Genomic DNA, 21,249 nt, shown 5'->3' on the forward strand with positions numbered 1-21,249 from the left:
AGGTTGAATATAAACAAGAAGGGTAAAGGGTGTTTTACCCTTCTTGTTTATGCGTTTGTATAAAAGCTTCCCAAAGTTGGATGACCTTTTGAAAATCATCGGGAAGAGCTTGTTCGAAATAAAGAAATTTTTTGTTTGCCGGATGTTCAAAACCTAAAGACTTGGCATGAAGTGCTTGGCGGGGCATTATTTTCAAGCATTTATGAATCAGGTCGTAATACGCTTGATTGCCATTTTGCACCAATATATGATTGCCCCCGTATACTACATCGCCAAATAAAGTATGGCCCAAATGTTTCATATGTACCCGTATTTGATGGGTACGGCCAGTTTCCAGGTTACATCGTACCAAGGTTAAATAACCATATCTGCGAATCACTTTATAGTGGGTAATGGCCGGTTTGCCGTCCATACCATCTTCGTAAACGACTCTTAAACGTTTGTTATCGTGGCTGCGCCCTACATTCCATTCTATGGTTCCACTGTCTTTTTCCAAGTTGCCCCATACCAATGCATAATAGGTGCGTTCAATACTATGGTCGAAAAATTGACTGGCTAAGCTTTCCATGGCTCGGTCCGTTTTAGCGATGACCAGTAAGCCCGAAGTATCTTTGTCGATCCGGTGTACGATGCCCGGTTTATCACTCCCATTATGGTTGCTAGGCAAATCATCGTAATGGAAAGTCAGAGAGTTGACCAAGGTTCCCGTTTCATTATTGTGTCCGGGATGTACGACCATGCCCGCAGGCTTATTGACAACCAGTAAGGTATTGTCTTCATAGACTTTTTCCAATGGAATGTTTTGAGGAACAATATCAAAGGTATAGGGATCTTTGTCTAGAAGGGCGGTGATTCTGTCACCGGAAGTCAGCTCATGGTTAAGCGGAACATGCTCACCGTTAATAAGGATTTTACTGGATTTGATGCATTCCTGAATAGCTTCCAAGGTGTATTTTGGAAACCGGTCATATAAATATTCATCTATCCGGGTAAATTCCGGAAAGTTTTCCACTTCCAACCTGTAAATTTCGTAATACCGTCCTACTCTAACCATATCTACAGAAATTTGACAGTAATAATAAAGATAAGTTAATCAATTGATAAGTAAAGCCTTGGTCCTGACATATCTGTCAAATCCCGGGCTTTGGGGCAAGAGCACTGACACACATAGTTCTCAGAGATTGCCTGTTCATTTTCACTGTGAATATGCTTAAATTCTTATGACAAGAAATTAAAAACATATTATTTGCATACAAGAGCACCTATTTGTTGCTGCTATATTTATTAAATTAATATTAACAATTTTTGTTGAAAGGAACGTGGATTTTGTAAATAGAATTTCGGAAAACTGATAATTTAAGAATGAATATTTTCTCCATTACCTATCCTTGTTACTTCCAGAGTTGTCGTATTTTGGTTTTAAATGCCTCCCTTTGTTGGTCCAGTAGTTGAATCTTACTGATTTTCCATGTATGATCATCTGCTTTGAGGGTAAACAAAGCACTGTACCGATTGACTCTTTCATGGATATGCCCCCAGTGTTCTACTGTTCCTTTTACCGTCCAGGTGGCAAAATAATTAAACTGTTCGGAGGTATTTTCCCCCGAGCGGTTTTGTTGCATACCGCTGGTAATATTGATTTCTTCAATATGAGACACAGCTCCCCCTTGTTCTTGCATTACCAGGCTTTTTTGTATTTGTAAATATACTTCGGAGAGCAATTCTCCACTGACACTTATCGCCAAAGCATCGTATATCTGTTCTTCATGGCGGTAATCAAATGCCTGGTACATATTTTTGAGCAGTGTATTGAAGACTTTTCTTGCCTGTTCTTCAGTTGGGGCTTCCCCCCCTGTAAAGAAGGAAAACCAGCTGCTTTCAGTTTCCGCTTTTACCTGACTGATCGTTTGTATCGAGTACCGGCCTGCATTTTTCCAGGTATATTGGGGGCTTTTCCGGGTGAATTGTGCTTGTAAATTATCGTCAAAAGCGTACACGATACTGTTCACTTTCCTAACGGCTTTGTTGAAGAGTCCCCAGGTGAGTTGTACTGATTGAGGTACTTCTCTCAACGGATAACTTAAGATAATTCCCACACGGGCATGGGCCGTACTCAAGGGCTGTTTTTCCGGCCTTTTGGCAAAATCTTTAAAGTTCAATCCATAAAAATCAACCCTGCTGACACTCGCTTGCATTTGCCGCTGATTCACGTGTATGGGTTGATGCCGGAGGAAGAAGTCCGTGATTTTCCGAAGGGCAGAAGATTGTTCCTCGACTCCTAACATCATAGGGTCTTTCCGGGGAATTTCCAGCCAGGTTTCTAAAGTGGCTAAGGGAATTAATATCTCATGCCTGACTTCAAAAGGGGTAATGTAAATAAAGGAATATACGGAACTATAGCTGCTGATGCCCAAGGTTTCCTCTTGCTGCTTGGCTTTCATCCGGGCAAATTTGTCACTAAGGGTATTTTGAGGGGTAGGGGCTTTGCTCCAATCGAAACGAACACTTCTATGCTCTCCCTTTTTAAGTTCAAAAGGAAGATGTACTTCCACGCCTTTCTGTTTGATTTGGACCAGCATAATGGCATTGATCACATTGGCAGGTCCGCCAAACTCTTGAAAGAAGTTGAGTTGTGAAGGAGCTTGGGTCAGTGGAAACTCCAAATGATAATAAAGCGAATGTTCCATGAGGTCGCTCACGGCAATAGCTTTTATATCGGAAGAAAGAAGTTCTATACCCGTCACGTTGCTTCGAAGTGCTCTGCCGCCGGTACGTACCTGAAAATATTTCTGAAGGAATGTTTTATGTTTCTGGGCGGTGGCATTGAGTGTGGTAACCGGTATACGGTCTTCCTGGTCGGAGGCCAGACCATAGTACAAAAACAAGTCTTCGGCCAAAATACGCAACTTGACCTCTACTTTTTGTGAGTTTACATTTATTTCGGCCCAACTGACTGAAATCGGATGAGCAAGACCTGTTTGTGACGTATTCAGCCAAGTAAATAGTAGAAAGATTATATATGTATACTTCTGATTTAGCATTCGTCTGAGATTCTTGGTTTTCAGGCTTCTTTTGATACAAGCTGATCCTACAAAGTTCATAAAATTCTCTTAACTGAAAAAGCTTTCCTTTGAGAGGGGGAGTAACGAGTGGATGATTTCATGATGCATCTTCAGTCAGGTGTACAGTATCATCAAAACCTGTACAAAATCGGACAGTGTTGTGTGTCGGGTTTAGCTGGGTTTTTGTGTTTAAATACTTGATAATAAGTTGTTTGTGTCAATTGGTATCTGTTTGGTGTTTATGTTTGAAAAAACACACGATTTAACGTTATTCATCTCAATTGAAAAACCATGAAAACCCAAATTCAAATCAAAAGAAGTATTATAGAAGCAGTGATACTAATTGTTGTGATGATGCTTGCGATTACGATGAGTGCCTTTGCCGGCGAACCAGACGATAAGAAAACCACCACTATACAATTGACTTCGGAAGAACAAGCCTTACTGAAAGAGTTAGAAACAGAGGATACTTTGGGGATTGAAGAAGTGCAAGAGTGGTTGGTAACACAGGAGGAAGCGGAAGAAATCTTGCTATTTGACCAAACAGGTAACTTGCTAACGGAACAATACAAAGCTCAAGGAACGATAGATGTAACCTTACTCCCTCATAACGCAAGTTTGCTGATGAAAGAGGGAAACACCTGGGTGTATATTCTTGATAGATAAGAGTAAAAAACAGAAGGTAACGTTATACAAAGTCTCTCCACATCCTTAAAACAGCGACCGTTCTAGTAGCTTGAAAAGCAGGAAATCTTCTCCTGCTTTTTCTTTTTGAAAAGACCTGATACCAGGTCGCTTTTTTATCATTAGATCGTATTTGCCACAGGGAAGACCGATAAGTGAACATTTAACATACTCTAAACAAGAAGCCGGGATACTGTTTTCTATCTGGTGAACCGTAAATGTTTTTGGGTAAATCAAACAAAGTGTAATATTCAAAAAATTCAATTCTTTCTTAATTCTTTGCAAGTAATACGGTTTGCTTCTTTTTTTTCTTACATTAATCCTTTCTAAATCAAGGCTTATCAGCGAATAAATTGTAAAATTGTAGACAAAGTATTTACAAGACATGCATCGTTAGTAACCTTTTCGTATCAACAGGGAAAAAGAGCTATCGAAGTGAATTAACCTTTTTCTTTTTCCTGAAAAATGTTTCAAAAAACGCCTCCTCTGTGTTACTTTTTTCAACAATAGCTTTGGCTATTCTCTTCAAAAAGTGCCTTGATGAGCCGATTTTGATTCCTTTTTCGGTCAAAAACTATACGTGTAAACCACTTCATCATAAAAGAAGGGCTGGTAAGTCGTATTGTTTACTAATCTGATGGAAATTGTCCTGATATATAGCTTCTCATATGCACAAATACTATAACACACGTATTCGCACGGTCTATTTAGGATTTCTGACGGTGTTGTATCTAACAGGAACGCTCTTTTTTTCTTTACAAAACCAATGGACTTTTGTGGGGATTTTAGGTGGAGGAGCCTTGGTGGCCATTGGTATGATGAAGGTAAAACAGGGACTGTTTGGAAAATGCTTGATTTTTTTACTTTCTTACTTATTCTTGAATATCTTCTGGTTGCAATATGGGAACATGCCACAAATTCACCTGGCTTGTTTGTTTATGCTTCTGAGTGTGCTATCTCTGTTTCAAAAACGAGCGGTTTATTGGCAGTTAGGGATTATTGTTTTTTGTGCGGTTTCTTATTTATTTCTGCTGCCTTTGATGAAGGGAGAGGTTCAACCCAACGCGCTGATCGTACAATGGGGAATGGGCGTGGTGGCAAGTGGTTATTTATACCTTTGGATTTTTTTACAACTCCGGCAATCCAACTTGCAAAAAGCACAAATCCGGAATACGGAATTGTATCAAATGCTCTCTGAAAATACACTCGAATTAATTTGTTTGCATACCAAAGAAGGAGTGTTGGAGTATGTATCCCCCTCTGCCAAAAAATTATTGGGTTATGAGGTCGATGCAGTGATAGGGAGTTCTGCATTGGAATTTATGCATCCCGAAGATGCTCAAAAGTTACTTACGGAAGAAAACCGCCGGATCTTAAAAAAACGCCAGGAGTTGAAAGTTGAATGCCGCTTGAAAAATAAAGCGGGTGTGTATGGCTACTTTGAGATCAATGTCAAGCCTATATTTAACCAAGAGGGGAAAGTCATTCGCTTTCAAACTTCCTCCAGAGACATTACGGTGAAAAGGCGCATTACCGAGTCCATGAAAGATGCAATGCGCAAATTGAAAGTATCCACCAGGGAATTGGAAGAGAAATCAGGAAGGTTAAGAGCCATTTTGGACACGGCTGCGGATGCTATCATTTCGGTGAACAAGCAGGGTTGTATCCTGAATATCAACCAAGCCGGAGAGCGTTTGTTTGGTTATCAAGCCGAGCAACTTATCGGAAATTCCATGCAAAAACTAGTGGCCCCCGGTTATCAGGAACTTTTAGAGAACTTCTTGGCAAAGAATCAGGATATTGAAAGCTTGCAACATTGGGAGCCTGTCAATAACCGGGAGTTGGAAGTTTTGCACAAGGATGGAAAGAAAGTTCCGGCAGAGTTGTCCTTGGCCGCTACGGTCATTCATAATGAGGTGATATTTACCGGAATCATCCGGGACATCACCGTTAAGAAACTAGCCAATGAAAAATTAGCCAAAAGTCAAGAACGGTTCAAATTGGCAATTTCCGGCGGGTTGGTAGGCGTTTGGGATTGGGACATTGACCGGGATACGATGTACCTGTCTCCCAACCTGAAAGAAATGTTGGGTTACGGAGAAGAAGAAATTAATGACTCTTTGGCAGGATGGAGCGAACTGATTCACCCTGAAGATAAAAATACAGTTCAGTTATCGATCAATGACCATCTGAAAAATAAAAAAGTCCTTCATGAAATCGAACACCGGATGCTCCACAAAGACGGAAGTATCCGCTGGGTAATCATGCGGGGTAAGGCAATGCGCAATCACTCCGGCAAACCCTTCCGGATGGTAGGTACCATTGTAGATATTACCCAAATTAAACAACAGGAAGAAAAGCTTCGTCTTTTGGAATCGGCTGTATTGCATGCCAACGATGCAATCATGATTACACATGCACAAGGCGCTCCGGAAGAAAACAGTATTGTTTTTGCCAATCAGGCGCTTTTTGAAAAAACAGGTTATTCCAGTACGGAAGTCTTGGGCAAAACAGCCAACTTACTCAATGGACCGGAAACCGACCCTAAAACATTGGAAAAGATCAGGGAAAAAATTCAACTTTTTCAACCTGTGAATGCGGAGCTTTTGCAATATGCAAAAGATGGCAAAGCCTATTGGGTAGAACAGAGCATTATGCCGATTGCCAACGAATTGGGGCAATACACGCATTGGATCAGTATCTTGCGGGATACCACCGAACGTAGGGAGTCAGAAGAAAAATTGCGGCAAAGTGAAAGCCGGTTTCGCTCTTTGTTTGAATGGGCCGCTACCGGAGTTACCTTGAACGGTCTGGACGGCAGCTATTTGAAGGTCAATCCGGCCTTCAAACACCTTACCGGATACAGCTCCAAAGAGCTGGAAGCGAAAAAGTACCTGGATATTACCTTGGCGGAAGATCAGGACTTAAATCGCCATTATTTTACGCAATTATTGGATGGCCTGAGAGAATTTTATCAGCTTGAAAAGCGCTTTGTCACCAAAGAACAAGAGGTAATATGGGTGAGAGAAACCACTTCCTTGGTACGGGACTTGGCCGAAAACCCTGTGTATACGGTGAGTATGGTAGAAGATATTACCGCCAGAAAGCTTGCCGAACTAAAAATTAAAGAAACACAGGAGCAGTTGCAACACCTCTTGAACAACCTGGATAATGTATTTATGTCGATTGACACACTCAACCGGAAAACCATCCAGATATCTCATCAGTGCGAGAGGTTATTTGGTTTTCCCAAAGAGGAATTTGTCAAAGATCCTTATCTCTGGCATAAATGTATACACCCCGAAGACCGGAATTTGATCGGAGAATTCGAACCGGATTTGGCCACTGGAAGAAATGTAGTGGGAGAGTGCCGGATCATCTCCAAAGAAGGCATTACAAAGTGGGTAAGGATTGAAATCACTCCCTCTTTGAATGAGCAGGATATTCTCAGCCGGATGGATGCCATCATTACCGATATTACCGAGCGCAAACAAAAAGAAGATTTGATCAAAGCCAAAGAATTGGCGGAGTCCTCTTTGCAAATCCGCTCTGACTTCTTGGCGAATATGAGTCATGAAATCCGGACACCGTTGAATGGGATTATCGGTATGTCGGATGTCTTGATGGAAATGGACTTGGCTTCCGATTGTAAAGCCTATGTGGAAACGATTAAAAACTCGTCAAACAATTTATTGGTCATCATTAACGATATTTTAGACCTGTCGAAAATGGAGGCGGGTAAGATGCGTTTAAAACCGTCATTGTTTGGTTTCCGGCATTTGGTTAACAGGGTAAAAGAGCTGTTTTTGCCGATTGTCCAGCAAAAAGGGACCACTCTGGAGGTAAGTTTGGACAAGGAAATTCCCCGGTACTTGGTTGCCGATAGCACCCGCCTTACTCAAATTCTGACCAATTTGGTAAGTAATGCCACCAACTTTACCGAAAATGGCAGTATTCATATCCGGGCCAAGTTAAAAGGTGAAGGAGAAGTTCTGATCGAAGTAGAAGATACTGGAGTCGGTATTGATGAAATAGATCAGGAAAAGCTTTTTCAAAAGTTTTCTCAGTTGGATAATTCCTCTACCCGACAGCATGGCGGTACGGGTTTGGGTTTGGCTATCTGTCAGAATATGGTAGAATTGATGGGGGGTAAAATTGGCGTAGATTCCAAAAAAGGGAAAGGCAGTTTATTTTGGTTCACATTTCCTTTTGAATACAACAAAGAAGGAAAAGTTTTGACCAAAACCCAAGAAGAAAAAGCGAAAGAAAAGATCCGTTTCAATGCGAAAGTACTTTTGGTAGAAGACCAAAAGGTAAACCGGGATGTGGCCAGTATTATGTTACATAACCTGGGTTGCCAGGTCGATATCGCCAATAATGGAAAAGAAGCGTTTGAAATGGCGAAAGGTGAAGCCTATAATTTGGTGTTGATGGATATTCAAATGCCGGTAATGGATGGTGTCCAGGCAACACATATGATTAAAAATAACCTGCTTGCCCCTCCTGTGGTGATCGGCTTGAGTGCCAATGCCATGGAAGGCGATGCGGAAAAATATATACGCTTGGGGATGGACGACTACCTTGCAAAACCCATTACTTTGCAAGTATTGGCAAACAAGTTGAAAAACTGGCTGGAACCCCTGGAGGCAGAACCCGAAACGGAAGAAGTAACCGAACACTATCAGGAAACCGTACAAACAGCCGGCAAAGAGGAAATCATTGACGAAAAAATAGTCAATGACTTGAAAAACTATACCCATGGCGATCCGGAAATTATTCAAGATATGTATGCCTCTTTTATCGAAGAAAGTGCCGAGTTGTTGGAAGAAGTCATTATCAGTTGGAATGCAAAAGACTATGAAAAATTAGCTTCGGCAACGCACACCCTGAAAGGCCTGACCGGAACCATTGGGGCGAACCGGTTGTACCGGATTTCTCAGGTACTGGATGAAAAAATGAAAATAAAAGATTACAGTGATATTGCCATTTTGGTTAATCAATTAAAACCCGCCCATCAACAAGCCACAGAATATATTAAAAAAACATTGTTTGTAGCAAAGTAATCGGTGCATAAGAAAAGAGGGGAGAATAATCCTGGATAGACTTCCGGTAAAATGCTGTAATTTTGTGCATTGTCTTTACACGACAGGGGGAATACCCTTTGAGCAACTGTGCTGTAAGGAACAACAAGTGAAATTACACTAAAAATTAAATTTGGAAACATGTACCATTTGTTAAAAGTGCAATGTGAAGAGGGCGTTACCGAAATACTACAGGTAGAATTGGCCGAATTGGGTTTTGATGCTTTTCTGGAAGATGAAAAAGGCTTTGAATGCTCTATTGAGAAAGGCCAATTGGCCATTGACCAATTAGAAGCACTGATCAACCGGATGAAGGGGTTGGGGGATATAAACTACCAATTGGAAGAAGTAGAAAAACAAAACTGGAATCGGCTATGGGAAGCCAATTTTCCTTATACAATCGTAGATGATAAGGTGTTGATCCGGGCCGAATTTCATCAGGTGGAAAAATCCTTTCCTTATGAGCTAATCATCACACCGAAAATGTCTTTTGGTACAGGGCACCATGCCACTACGTCCATGATGGTAACTCATCAGCTTTCATTGGATTTTAAGGGGAAAAAAGTGCTGGATGTGGGTTGCGGTACCGGAATCCTTGCGATTATGGCCATGAAATTAGGCGCTCAGAGGGCTATCGGGGTGGATATTGAAGAGTGGTCGGTAGAAAATACCTTGGAAAATGCCCGGAATAATCAAGTGCCATTAGAGGCCTGCCAAGGTACACTTCAAGATCAGAATTTTCAGGAAGCTTTTGATATTTTATTGGCAAATATCAATAAAAATATCATCCTTCAGGATTTGAAACACTATGAAAAAAAGGTGATTTCCGGAGGGAAGATTTTGCTGAGTGGAATCTTGATCGAAGATATAAAAGAGGTGCGGGAGGAAGCTGAGCGATTGGACTTATTGTTTGAAAAAGAACTGACTCAAGACAAATGGGCGAGCCTTCTATTCAGTAAAGGATAGGTTTTTGCATAGTGTTTCATATCCATGGGGATAAAAATTTGTTATTAGAATATCTGAGGATTCAACCGGAATACCACCCTCTGAACCTATATCAAGAAACAATCCAATGAGTATGAAACGCTATTTTTTTTCATGTTGGTTGATTTTCGGGCTGTTGGCTCAGGCCCAGGCCCAGTTTGCCAATCAACCGTTTGAGAATGCCGAACATTTTTTAATCAATGTAGAGAATATTCTATTTCGCTCTTCTAGCCCTACGGCCGATTCTGTCTGGAGGGACTTTGAAGGCGTGTATCCTGCCTTAAACCCGGAGCAACAAAACAAATTATACATCATTTCCCAAAATATGTACCGGAAGGGTTTGTATGCCAACCCTCATCTGGAAAACTTATACGCTTGCGTGGCATATGGCAAGCAAAGTAGTATGTTGGGAGCGGAGGAGCTGAACCACTTTTTGGACGTTGCTGAAAAAGCTTCTGAAAAGTATAAAAAATATGTGGTTGCGAATTTCTTGAAAACTTCCCGGAGCCTATTTGAGCATGGTACTTTGTTTCAATCAAAGTTTAATGCTTTGGCTGTGCATGAAGCCAAAGTAGATTTTGAAATGTATGATGATGCTACCGCCTTGGAGGCAGTACCCGAAAAGCCAGCTCCCGAAGTATCGGAAAGTGACTTGGAGCCCGAGAAAAAAGAAGGGGAGTGGTTTGAACATTTAAAAAGCGAAGAAGAGGAAGGTTTTGACATGACGGAATCCGGCAATAAAGAGGATGATTGGACCGATGTCGGTTGGGGAGACGATGGGGACGATGGCAATTGGGGGGATGACTGGGAAGAGTATAAAGAGGAGGAAGAGGAGCCAAAAGTTGAAAAGAAAGTAAAGCCTCAGCCGGTAAAAGAAGCGTTTGACCAAGTGGAGTATTCCTATGTACCGGATCCGATGCCCATGCCTGAAATTTCCGGCCCGGTAATGAAACTGACCAATGCCAGAATGTCCATGTACTCCGTGTTTGACTCCGTGGATCTGGAAGCCAGTGAAGGTACTGTAGTGTTGAAAGACTTTAACTTTGTAGGAAAAGGAGGAAAGTTTTATTGGGAAAACTTAGGCTTCGGAAAAGAGGAGTTGTATTGTGAATTTAATGAATATGCCTTTAACCTTCGTTCCCCCAGATTAAAAGCCGATTTTGCGAAAATCTACTACAAGGCTAAGATTGATACGGTTGTAGAGGGACACTTTGTTTATGAAAGCCATCGCTACAATCATCAACCTGAACAAGCATTGTATCCCCGGTTCAAATCGTATAATAACAATATTGTAGTGAAAGACCTGGGACCTGACCTGACCTACAAAGGTGGTTTTACGTTGATTGGAAAAAAAGTCTATAGCACCTCCTATGGTAAAGGTCCGAATCAGATCGAAGTGGCATTGGAGGGGAAAAAGCGCTTTAAAGCGGTTTCCCGTGCAGGTTTTGCCTTTATGGATTCTTTGATCACCAACCCCAAAACAGACATTACTATTTACCAGAGTGAAAGCGATTCGATGTATCATGCGGCTGTGAGTGTTAAGTATGCACAACACGATTACTTTTTGCAGGCGAGAAGAGACAAAGGACAATACAAAGAAACGGCCTTTTATAATACCTTTCACGATGTGAATGTCTTTGCGGAATTTATCGAATGGGATCTCACACAAGACTCGATGAATATTGAGATCCTGAATGCAAAAGATAAAATTCCCTTAGTCATAGAATCGGCAGATTATTTTGACTTGGATCGCTTCAAAAAGCTTCACGGAATTTATACCTTCCACCCTTTGCTTTTGGCCATTCACTATGCCAATGACAAACGCTCTAATATTTTTCGCAGTGACGAACTGGCCGCTTACCGGAAACTGAATCCCAAAGTAGTGCGGGGAGCCATGATGGAATTGGAACGGCAAGGTTTTGTTTTTTACAACCAAGACAGCGACCAGTTCCGGTTAGAGCGAAAAGCATGGTTGTATTACTACGCACATATGAAGATGAACCGGATGAGCAACAAAGCCGACTTTGATAATATGACGATCCGTTCGAGAGCGGCAAATGCCACTAATGCAACCTTAAACTTTAAGGAAAACCAAATGTTGGTAAGAGGGGTACGGAATTTTGTGATTAGTGACTCGATGCGGGTGTTAGTAAAACCCAAAGACGGGGAAATTATCTTGGAAGAAGACCGGAATACACGTTTTGCCGGAGAAATGAGGGCCGGTAAGTTCATCTTCCGAGGAAAAGACTTTGTCTTTAATTACGATAGCTTTAAGGTAGTTATGACGGAATTGGATTCGGTTTCTTTCCTGGTGCCTGATTCGGTCACCGGTGAAGATGTAGAGCTTCCGAACAATATAGTGGGTACGGCAGGAACCATGTACATTTCGCGACCGAATAATAAATCGGGTTTGAAAAACTATCCGGGTTATCCGAAATTGTCTGCGACTTCCGGAGGGGAAATTCAATTCGGAGGAAGTGAAGTATTGGGAGGAGCGTATGACGAACGGGTTTCTTTTGAAATTCCACCTTTTGAAATTGACAGTATCAACAGTAGTAACCCGAACTCCATTAACTTTGCCGGAACATTTAATTCCAGCGGTATTTTTCCGGATTTTGAACAAAGAGTGGGCATTCAAAAAGACGGGTCCCTGGGGTTTACCCAGCACACACCTTCCGAAGGTTATCCTCTTTACGAAGGCAAAGCACAGTACTATGATAAAATTACCTTAAACAATCAAGGTATCCGGGGGAAAGGACGAATTGAATATTTATCCGGGGATTTTAGATCCGATGATTTTATCTTTTATTCGGACTCCTTGTTGACTGTGGGGACCGAGGGAGTCATTGAATCCGGGGTACATGAGGGTGTTTCCTTTCCGGGAGTAAAGATGACGGATTACAAGATGCGTTGGTTGATCGCACAAGACAGTATGTTGCTTACCAGCCAAGAAGGCAAACCTTTTGAAATATACGATCCCAAGTCTTCTTTTGACGGAACCTTGGCATTTACTCCTTCGGAGCTAAAGGGTAGTGGAAAGTTGGAAACGCCCATGTCCATTAACGAATCGGAAAATTATGCGTTTAACGAAACCGATTACCTGAGTAAAAACTCTACCTTCCGGATTAAGTCGGAAGATCCGGTAACGCCTGCCATGCTAGGAAAAGATGTGGAGGTGAAGTACGATTTGAAAGAGCGTATTGCGGTGATTAAAGCCGAAAATGACGAAGATTACCAGAGTTTCTCGTTTCCGTTTACACAATTCTTGAGTACTATTAACACCGTGGTTTGGAACCTGGATCAGGGCAAACTTTTGATGAGTGTGACGGGGGAAAGGGAAAATGAATTGTTTACGTTTACCTCTACCCATCGCGATCAGGATTCCTTACAGTTTCAGGCAGCCAGCTCTATTTACGATTTGAATGATAACTCTTTGAACCTCTCAGGAGTACCTAAAATCCGCGTGGCAAACGTCAATATTATTCCGGACGATGGAAACCTGGTAATTCGCGGAAATGCCGAAATCGATCCCTTGCAAAATGCTAAGATCGAAATGAACGCTACCACCAAATACCATGTGTTGACAGATGCCGAGGTGAAAATCCGTTCGAGAAGGGAGTTTGATGCCGAAGCAATTTACAATTATGTCAATGAATTGAGCGATACCTTCCCTATAAAGATCGATGATTTTCAAGTGAAGTACACCAAAGAGAAAACAAAGCAAGGAAGAGTAGAGCAAATTGTTACTACGGCAAAAGGTACCATTCAAGAGGAGCAACCGCTGAAAATTATGGCGGGAATTAAATATGTAGGAGAAGTGAAACTATTGGATAATGAGCCGTTTCCGGGCCTTTCCGGAAAAGTAGCTTTGGACATAGACCGGGAAAACAATGCCTGGTTTAGCTATGAAAAGGAGAGCGCGGAAGAAAGTAAAATGCTGTACGTAGATGAAAACCTTACAGAACATGGAATGCGCAATAAATTGCAAACCGGCTTGTACATCAGTCGTTTGGATCATGATTTATACGCCTCCTTTTTAGAATACGATAACCTGAGAGCCCCGGATATGCCGATTTTCTCAGGGAAGGGCGTCTTGAAATACAATACGGATAAAGAGGTGTATACCATTGCTCCGGAAGAAAAATACGAGGGAAGTTTTAACGGAAGTAAATTGGTATACGATCACAAAAAGAATAATATTGAGTTTGAAGGCCAGATCAATTTTATCAAGCAAAAAGAGAAATCGACCATGAACCTCCGTGCTGCGGCCACAGGTAAAATCAGCATGGATGAAAGTAGTAGTTTCAGAGCAAATGGGCTGTTCTTGTTGGATTTTGAAGGGGGAAATGCCTTTATGGAAGAAATTCGTTCCATATTGGTTGACGGCTTGGCAGATGCCAAACCTGCTATTGATAACAAACCTTTGTTTAACTTGAACTTGGCGCAATTTGCAGGAAATGACTTTCAACCCATGGCTACCGATGAGCGCCCTCCGGTTACTGATTTTATCAAAACCAGTATTTCAATTGGAGACGTACGCTTAAAGTGGTCGCCTGAGTTTAGTGCTTTTTACAGTGAAGGACAATTGGGATTGGTAAGTGTCGGCAAAACGGAAGTAGATGCCAAAGTGAACGGCTATGTGGAAATCCCCAAATTGGAACAAGACGAGGTGGCAAACTTCTTCTTTGAGTCGCCTTCGGGAGCCTGGTTCTTTTTTAGTTATCAGAAAAACAATGTTTTGGCCCTTACTTCTGACCCGCTACTCAATGAAATCATCGATAAGTCAAAAGGAGATTTGAACCTGGCAGATATCAACGAAATCAACATCTTTGTGAATACCTATCGCCTGAACTATTTGGGAAAAGACGATCCGGTGTTTATCCAAGTAAAGGAATCTCATAGCCAAAGATTGTATGAAGAAGATCAAGTGGGTGAATTTTTAGATGAAGAAGAAGGTTTACCCAAAGAGGAGAAAAAGAAGAAAAAAGAAAAGAAAGAGAAGGAGAAAGATGCCGATGATGGAGACGGCTTCTAAGAAGCCCGTACCTTTGACATACTACACGGATACAACAAACCCGGACATATCCGTCCGGGTTTGTTTGAAAATGAGCCCTTTGTAAAAAGATGTTCAATACTTTCGGCCTCCTATTTGTTCTTTGGTAGAGATTTGTATTTTATAAAAAACAACACGTTATTTAAGTTCTGTTTCTCCTTTAAAAGAATCAAAAGAATATTCGGACTACTCATAAAAACTAATAACAAACACGATGACGCAATTGCTAAAATACACGCTGTTGCTTCTTTCTTTTATCTGTTTCACACAACTGTCATACGGGCAAAAAAAGAAAGGCAAAAAGGAAACTTCATCAGATACTACTCAGACAATTATCCTCACAGAGGATTCCAAACCCACCATCGAGCTGAATCCGGGGTTAAAAGATAAAGAAGAAGAGAAGCATAAAAAGAATAAGAAAAAGAAAAACGTTTGGTATGAAATTAAAACCAAAAAACGTTTTACGGTGACGTATCAACGCAGGAGACGGGTAGTGGAGCAGTTTTATGTACTCAAAGAATACCAGGCCCCCAGCAAGCATCCCAAATATAAATACTACTACGATAGCAAAGAAAGACGCATTGTCTATACCACTGCCATCCGGGAGGATTTTATGCCTTTGCACGGCCCCTATAAAAAATTTGTGGACGGTGCATTGATTACCAATGGGATCTATTACATCGGAGTAAAACATGGACGATGGGAAGAATATACGACCGATTCTACACTCCGGGACAAAGAGTATTATTACCGCGGATTTCCCAAAGAATCCGAAATTACGTATTGGGATGGTGAACAAACCAAAATCAAAGAAGTAATGCCCATTATGTATGAGAGAAAGGACGGATACTTCAAATCGTATTATGAAAGTGGCCGTATCAAGGCAGAAGGTGAATATAAAGAAGGGGTGAAAGTAGGGCTTTGGGTGGAATATTATGACAAAGAGATCCGCAGAAATAAAAATAAAAAACGCTATATCCAATACCAGAAAAACCCATTTGAAAAAGGCGTGGAGCCAAAAGTAACCAAAGAATGGGACGAAGACGGCTTTGTAGAAGGGGAGGAAAGACGTGGAAACCGGAGGACAAGAGAGCGTTAGCCTATCGTTATTGGGAATATTGTAGAGCAACCTCTGCCTTTGCTAAAGTTTGCCCCTTTCCCTAATTAATGTTTGATAAAAACACCCCGACTTAAGTCTCTTCAGGTAGACATACATCCGGATTCCTGAGGTTTCTTTGTGTAAAGTAAAATCGGATGATAGGTTTTCATTGAAGATCAGTTAATTTTGTGAGAATTTCGAAAAATGTGAATTTCTATGATTGATAAATTAGAAGATATAAAGAAACGGTTTGAGGAGGTTAGTGAACTAATCGTACAACCGGAAACAATGGCAGACATGAAATTGTACGCCAAGTTGAATAAAGAATATAAGGACCTGGATAAAATTGTAAAAAAATACGAAGAGTATAAAAATATCCTGGATAATATAGCCAATACAAAAAATATGTTATCCACCGAAAAAGATCCTGAGTTCAGGGACATGGCTAAGATGGAACTGGAAGAGTTGGAAGAAGGGAAAAAAGCCTCGGAAGAAGAACTGAAAGTAATGCTGATTCCAAAAGATCCGAACGACAGTAAAAACGTCATTATGGAAATCAGAGCCGGAGCAGGTGGGGATGAAGCGGCTATTTTTGCCGGAGACCTTTACCGGCTTTATCAGCGCTATGCGGAGATGATGCATTGGAAAATGGATCTGATGGATTTTACCGAAGGAACTTCCGGTGGTTATAAAGAAATTGTTGTCAATGTTTCCGGTGAAGATGTTTTCGGAAAGTTAAAATACGAATCGGGCGTACACCGGGTACAAAGGGTGCCGGCTACCGAGACGCAAGGCCGTATCCATACTTCTGCAGCCAGTGTAGCCGTATTGCCTGAAATGGAAGATGTGGATGTGGAATTGAACATGAGTGAGATCAAAAAAGAAACTTATTGTTCTTCCGGACCTGGTGGGCAGTCGGTAAACACGACTTATTCTGCCGTGCGTCTGACGCACCTTCCTACGGGTATCGTAGCGCAATGTCAGGATCAAAAGTCTCAAATCAAAAACCTGGAAAAAGCCATGAATGTACTGAGAGCCCGTATTTACGAAGTGGAATTACAAAAACACAACGAAGAAGTAGGAGCTCAGCGGAAATCTATGGTAGGAAGTGGTGACCGTTCTGATAAAATTCGGACCTACAACTATCCTCAAGGCAGGGTAACAGACCACCGGATTAACTATACGGTGTACAACCTGCCCAATGTGATGGATGGCAATATCGGAGACTTTATCGAGCAACTCAGAATTGCCGATAATGCCGAACGGATGAAAGAAGGGGGCTTGGCCGCCTCAGAGAAATAAGAAACGGTTTTTACAAATTGAGAACTGGTTTTGCAAAAAATCCCAAGTGGCAGAGGCACTTGGGATTTTTTATTTAGATTTATTCTAAATAATACTTGCTTTCTTACTGTACTTGCCTTTATATTTGCTGCATAATTATTTGTATTCAGTCTAAATAAAATACTAATCAAATCTTATGCTAAGAAGTATACTATTGTTTTTATATGTCAGCCTTGGTGTATGCGTTTCCGTTTATGCGCAAGCCACAGGTCAGGTAGAAGGTAAAGTGACGACAGTGGAGGGAGAGCCCTTGCCATATATCAACATTGTAGTGAAGAAATCCTTGTTGGGAACTTCTTCCGGTGAAGATGGACGCTTTATAGTAAAAAACATACAACCGGGAACATACACGTTCATAGCGAGTGGGGTAGGATATGATGAACAAATTAAGGAAGTGACCGTGATGGCCGGTCAAACCACATCCTTGAATTTCGAACTGTATGAAACGGAGGTGAGCTTACAGGAAGTAGTAATCTCTGCGGGTAGAAGTGTGGAGAGCATCGATGAAGTCCCTTCTTCTATTTCTATTATCCAACCTAAAGAATTACAAGAAATCACCCAACATACTACTAACATCGCCGATGTATTGGTAAACGTTCCGGGTATGGCCTTGAGCAATAATACCACCAGTAGTTCAGGGCAAACCTTACGGGGGAGAAATATGCTGATCCTCATCGATGGAATTCCTCAAAATACCCCTTTGAGAACCGGTGGCCGCGAAATCAATACCATTGACCCGAATGCTATAGAGCGTATTGAAGTAATAAAAGGAGCTACGGCCATTTACGGAAACGGAGCCGATGGAGGAATTGTAAACTATATCACTAAGCGTCCGGATCGGAAAAAGCCTTTCAGTAGCACGACTACCCTCAGAAATACCGGTTCGCTTTCCGGGTTGGCTAATTCTTCGGGAGTAGGGGTTTCGCAGCAGTTTACGGGAAAACGGGAACAGTTTGATTATGTAGTAAACGGTTCGTTCACGCAAACAGGGGTAATGAAAGATGCCAACGGAGAAGTGATCTCTCCCCGCTATGGCTTAGGTGAGTCCAATATTTACAACGTTTTGGGAAAAGTAGGCTATGACTTCAATAGCGATATCCGCCTGGATGTGATGTACAACTTCTACAGTAGTAATCAACAGACCGATTACCTTGCCGAAAATGGTGTCTACGGGGAAAAGCCCGCTATCGGAGTATTGGGAGAAGCTCAAGGAGAACCGCAGGGAACCCGATATAATCATAATACTCAGTTGAATTTTTCCTACCGGAATATTTTGCATAATACGGACTTGAATGTCAACCTGTATTATCAAAAGTTCAAAACCCTTTACGGTTTCTCTGATTATTTTACCGCTCCTGGTTACGAAGAGGGTGGACAGTCAGTCCTGAAATCCGAAAAGCAAGGACTTCGTCTGAATTTTAAAACCAAGCTGTTGGCTTCTTCGACTTTACACACCGATATTGTGTACGGGCTGGATGTATTAAGGGATGTCACCAATCAGGAATTGGTAGATGGCCGGCCTTGGACACCGGACATGGATATGAGAAACATCGCTCCGTATGCCCAGTTAAAAGCAGTCTTTTGGGATGACTTGATTTTTAAAGGAGGCTTAAGGTTTGAAAACATCAATATAGATGTACCGGATTATACCACGCTTTATGTGAAGCCTTACGGAGGCGATGCCGAGCAAGGGGGAGTCAAGGTAAAAGGTGACCGTTTGGATTACAACGCTTTGGTATTTAACCTAGGCTTGAAATACAACAAAATCCCACAATTTAAACCATTCGTCAGTTATTCCCAGAGCTTCTCCGTAGCAGATGTAGGGCGTATTTTGAGAGGTATGGAAGACACGGATATCTCTTTTGAGTCGGAAGCTGTGATTGCCAATAATTATGAAGTGGGTGCAAACGGTAGCTTTGGCGTCTTTCACTATGGAGCTTCTGCTTATGCCAGTACTTCAGAGCTAGGTTCGGCTTATACTGCAGTAAATGGCGTTTATAAAGTTTTGCGCAACCCCGAATTAGTTTATGGAGTGGAAGTGACACTGGATGCCAATCTACATAAAAATATTACCCTTGGAGGTTCCTATTCTTATGTAGAAGGAAAGTTGGATATGGACGATGATGGGGACTTTTTTGATTCGGAAGACGAGTACATGACCGGAAGAAGAATTCCACCACAAAAAGCCATTGCCTATGCCAAATACCAATTGGGTGATAAGTTTACTATTAAGTTACAGGGTATCTACTCTTTTGAACGAGACAAGTTTGATAAAAATGAAGCTGGCAAATACGAGAGAGATAAAGGGATTGTGAATAGTTTTAAAATATTCAATTTATATTCTTCCTTAAAGCTTACCCGGGCCACTCGTTTGAAACTGGGTGTTGAAAACTTATTTAACGAGGACTATTACACCCCGGTCTCTCAATGGTCCGTGGTGAACAGTTCTTATGTCAAAGGAAACGGGGCCCGTTATAACCTCTCCTTGACTGTGAGTATTTAATTTATGGCTTGAATACCGGCACTTAATGAGCGTATGAGTAAAAAGATACTATATACCTGGCATAAATACTTGGGATTGTTTTCGGGCCTGCTCTTGCTGGTAGTAGGCCTCAGCGGAACGGTGCTGGTGTTTCATCAGGAAATTGATGAGGCAGAGTTTGCGCCTTATTTGAAAGTGGAAAATACGCAAAAAGTATCGATTGATAGAGCTCTGAAAAGTGTAAAGGCGCAATTTCCCGAATATGCAGTGCGCGTACGGCAGTTTTCCGAAGAGCCGACAAGTGCATTATGGTTGGGCTTGCGCAAACCGGACGACCGGAAGTTTGTACTTGTGCATCCCTCCAATGGCCAAATCCTGTATACGGTAGATACATACAGTACCATTTCCGCCTGGATGTTGAAATTGCATTATGCCTTGCATGCCGGGGTAGCCGGTAGAATACTGGTATTTCTGACAGGAATATTGTTCTTAGGCTCGTTGATCACGGGTTTGATCGTTTACCGTAAATCTTTGGTAAAAGTATTTTTATGGAAAGTCAAACCCAACTTCAAGTCTTGGAGAGCCACTTCCTCGTATTTGCACCGGGTTGTAGGCGTATGGGCCCTCTTGTTTAATCTGATGATGGCCATTACAGGAGTATGGTTAAGTTATTCGGTGGTGACGCACGGAATTAAAACTTTTGGAAAAGGGCAAGCAAGCCCGGAGCCGCCTGCTATGAGCACCTCGGTAGATGGAGTGTTAGCAGATCTGAAACAAATGTATCCGGATTTTCATCCTTCGTATATAATGTGGCCGAAGAGCGAAAATGCTTCCATCAGGATTTTTGGCCGGAGACAAGAAGACAGTCCCTTGTGGAGCCGGTTTGCCAACATTGTATCGGTAAACCACCTTACAGGGAAAGTAGAAAAAGCTTCCTGGATCAAAGACGAAGGAATAGGAAAACAACTATTGAGTATGGTCCGGCCGCTGCATTATGTGGAATACGGTGGTTGGTTGGTCAAGCTCATCTATTGCCTGGGAGGACTGACACCCCCTCTATTATCAATTACGGGTTTTTTACTGTGGAAATACCGCAGACAAGCGCGAAAAAACAAACAGGTACAACAACAGCGGAAAGTCGCTGTGATGGCTACCGGTTTTTAAGATAATAAGCTAAGTATTTGTATCCGTGTGTGTATACTTCGTTTCCAATTGTGTTTAATATATCGAATCAGCCAAACTAAACTAAGTAATCCACAAACGCTAATCTAAAGAAAACGGATATTGTTTATGCGCAATTCGTGCATTGCAAACACTTGTGGGAGCTTCTCCTTCAAGTGTTTTTTTTGTATCTATTTCTCTTCTTCCCAGCTTCCAACACTTTATAAAACGTAGAAATCCACGGTGCTTATTTGTGTAAAAAAAGGACTTCCGGTCTCCCGAAAATGAAACTCTCGACAGCT

Annotated in this window: 10 protein-coding genes; 8 read left to right on the top strand and 2 right to left on the bottom strand. The window is 41.7% G+C overall.

The annotated features are described in order from the left end of the window. Window positions 1-34: 34 nt before the first annotated feature. Window positions 35-1,054, bottom strand: a complete 1,020-nt coding sequence (locus AAG747_RS10540) for an RluA family pseudouridine synthase (RefSeq protein WP_346821126.1) — start codon at window positions 1,052-1,054, stop codon at window positions 35-37. Between the two features lie 337 nt (window positions 1,055-1,391). Continuing rightward, on the bottom strand, window positions 1,392-3,041 hold the full coding sequence (locus AAG747_RS10545) for a hypothetical protein (protein WP_346821127.1): 1,650 nt from the start codon (window positions 3,039-3,041) through the stop codon (window positions 1,392-1,394). A gap of 312 nt (window positions 3,042-3,353) precedes the next feature. Here AAG747_RS10545 and AAG747_RS10550 point away from each other — a divergent pair, with 312 nt between their 5' ends. The 8 genes from AAG747_RS10550 to AAG747_RS10585 all read left to right on the top strand — a co-directional run bounded on the left by AAG747_RS10550 (window position 3,354) and on the right by AAG747_RS10585 (window position 20,950). Further along, window positions 3,354-3,728 (top strand): hypothetical protein, encoded by a 375-nt coding sequence (locus AAG747_RS10550; protein ID WP_346821128.1) that lies wholly within the window; start codon window positions 3,354-3,356, stop codon window positions 3,726-3,728. 686 nt (window positions 3,729-4,414) lie between these two features. Further along, entirely contained in the window at window positions 4,415-8,809 is a 4,395-nt protein-coding gene (locus AAG747_RS10555; protein ID WP_346821129.1) for a PAS domain S-box protein, read from the top strand. Window positions 8,810-8,968: 159 nt separating this feature from the next. Continuing rightward, window positions 8,969-9,793 (top strand): 50S ribosomal protein L11 methyltransferase, encoded by an 825-nt coding sequence (prmA, locus tag AAG747_RS10560; RefSeq protein ID WP_346821130.1) that lies wholly within the window; start codon window positions 8,969-8,971, stop codon window positions 9,791-9,793. Between the two features lie 112 nt (window positions 9,794-9,905). Then, a complete protein-coding gene (locus tag AAG747_RS10565) occupies window positions 9,906-14,846 on the top strand; it encodes a hypothetical protein (protein ID WP_346821131.1) in 4,941 nt (1,646 codons plus the stop codon). A gap of 232 nt (window positions 14,847-15,078) precedes the next feature. After that, the gene (locus AAG747_RS10570) at window positions 15,079-15,963 is read left to right on the top strand and encodes a toxin-antitoxin system YwqK family antitoxin (RefSeq protein ID WP_346821132.1); all 885 of its coding nucleotides are present in this window, start codon (window positions 15,079-15,081) and stop codon (window positions 15,961-15,963) included. Between the two features lie 216 nt (window positions 15,964-16,179). Further along, window positions 16,180-17,265 carry a peptide chain release factor 1 gene (gene prfA / locus AAG747_RS10575; protein WP_346821133.1) on the top strand — a complete coding sequence of 362 codons (1,086 nt, stop codon included), beginning with the start codon at window positions 16,180-16,182 and terminating at the stop codon, window positions 17,263-17,265. A gap of 175 nt (window positions 17,266-17,440) precedes the next feature. Continuing rightward, window positions 17,441-19,807, top strand: coding sequence for a TonB-dependent receptor (locus tag AAG747_RS10580; RefSeq protein WP_346821134.1), 2,367 nt, complete (start codon window positions 17,441-17,443; stop codon window positions 19,805-19,807). A 33-nt stretch (window positions 19,808-19,840) separates the two neighbouring features. Continuing rightward, a complete protein-coding gene (locus AAG747_RS10585; RefSeq protein ID WP_346821135.1) occupies window positions 19,841-20,950 on the top strand; it encodes a PepSY-associated TM helix domain-containing protein in 1,110 nt (369 codons plus the stop codon). The last annotated feature ends 299 nt before the right edge of the window (window positions 20,951-21,249 follow it).

This window comes from Rapidithrix thailandica (genome assembly GCF_039710355.1).
GTDB lineage: Bacteria > Bacteroidota > Bacteroidia > Cytophagales > Flammeovirgaceae > Rapidithrix > Rapidithrix thailandica.